The organism is Fretibacterium fastidiosum (assembly GCF_000210715.1).
GTDB lineage: Bacteria > Synergistota > Synergistia > Synergistales > Aminobacteriaceae > Fretibacterium > Fretibacterium fastidiosum.
On the sequence record NC_021038.1, the window covers coordinates 2004245 to 2005746 of the forward strand.

Annotated in this window: 2 protein-coding genes; one reads left to right on the forward strand and one right to left on the reverse strand. The window is 61.4% G+C overall.

The annotated features are described in order from the left end of the window. On the reverse strand, positions 1-196 hold a 196-nt coding region (locus tag SY1_RS09165; protein WP_208873548.1), incomplete at its 3' end, for a hypothetical protein. A gap of 745 nt (positions 197-941) precedes the next feature. Here SY1_RS09165 and SY1_RS09170 point away from each other — a divergent pair. After that, complete coding sequence (locus SY1_RS09170; protein WP_208873550.1) at positions 942-1271, forward strand: hypothetical protein; 330 nt, start codon at positions 942-944, stop codon at positions 1269-1271. The last annotated feature ends 231 nt before the right edge of the window (positions 1272-1502 follow it).

Below are 1502 nucleotides of genomic sequence, written 5' to 3' on the forward strand. Positions count from 1 at the left end.
CCAGGCCCCGCACCTCATAGCCCAGGCACAGGGAGCCCTCCACCCCCTCCAGCCTCAGGGCCGGCGTCATGGCGCTGCCGATCCACCGAGCCAGGGGCAGCACGAGCCAGGAGCCCGTGGGCAGCCAGAAGAGCGCCGCGGCCGTCGCCGCAGCCAGAAGGAACAGGGCCGACAGGCCCTTCAAGAACTTTATCAAGATAGAAAGACCTCGCTTCATCCCCCATGAATCCACAGCCGCACGACGGCGAACGGGCGCCGGGGACCGCCCCCCCGGCCACGAACGCGATTATAAAGGAAGCGGGAGGAAAAGTCCTGGAGGCTTTTCCCCATCTTCAAAGACCCATTCAGAAAAACGGGCAGGAAGCCTGGGCCCTTTGCCCTGCAGCCGATGAGCCGCAGGGCCTCTCTTTCAGACCCGGGGCAAAAGATGAGCCTTCGGTCCGTGTGGACGGAATTGTGGACAAGTGGACAACCCGGTGGATATTTTTCCGCGATGCGTTACGACATCGCCGTTCCGCCCCGTAATGTGGATAAGTGGACGGTGTGGAAGAAGCGACGCCGGGGAAAAAATCAAGTCTTGACTTTTTCCGATTTTGACCTCGGCGTCCGACCCTATAATCTCGCGAAAAGCACAAAAGGATTTCTACAAAATCGCAAAATATGGTATAAAGGAAGCGCTGTTTAATCTTCAAAAGTTGTTGAAAGCAATCAAGGAGCATCGAACGGAGGGTATCCTTCAGCACTTCCTTAAATTTTAAAATGGGGCTACGCCCCAATCCCCACGCGCTTCGCGCGGCCTGATGAAGTTTCAGGCACTGAAGGGAGCCTATACGGTTGACAGTTCTCAACGACTTAATCAGTGTTTTCTAAACAGCCCCGTGCGCGCCGGAGAGCGCAAGACCCCGGAGCGCGCACGACCGAACCCTTAAGGAGAAGTGCCCGTGAAAAAGACGCAGAAAAACCAGGCCCCATCAGACGTGCGGAGAATCCAGGGCGGCGCGGGGGCCCGCCGCATCTTCAGCGACGTGGAGCGTCGCTACATCGCGCCGGAGGCCCTGGCCCTGGCCTCGTCGCTCCTGGAGTCCTGGGCCGTCCCCATGGAGACGATGGAGAAGGCCCTCATACAGGCCCTCGTCCTGGGGATGGCCAGCAACTCCGCCACCGACGCCTCCACCCTTCAGAACCTGGTGGACGCCGTGTCGCTGGACCCCACCTTCAGCATCCCGCTCCTGCTGGCGCCCTCCCAGTCTCAGCCAAGCTGGGTGTGCTGATGAGCCCCGCCAGGAGGACGGCGTCCGAAAAGCGCACGGCCCAGGGGCCGGAGGCCGCCGTGGAGAAGACACCCGCGACGAAAAAGCCAGCCGCGAAGCGCACGGCCAGGAAGACGAAGGCCGCCGAAGAGACGACAGCCACGACGAAAGAGCCGACCGAAAAGCGTACGGTCAGGCGCACGAAGACGGCCACGGCGAAGGCGCCAGCCACGAAGCGCGCGGCCAGGAAGA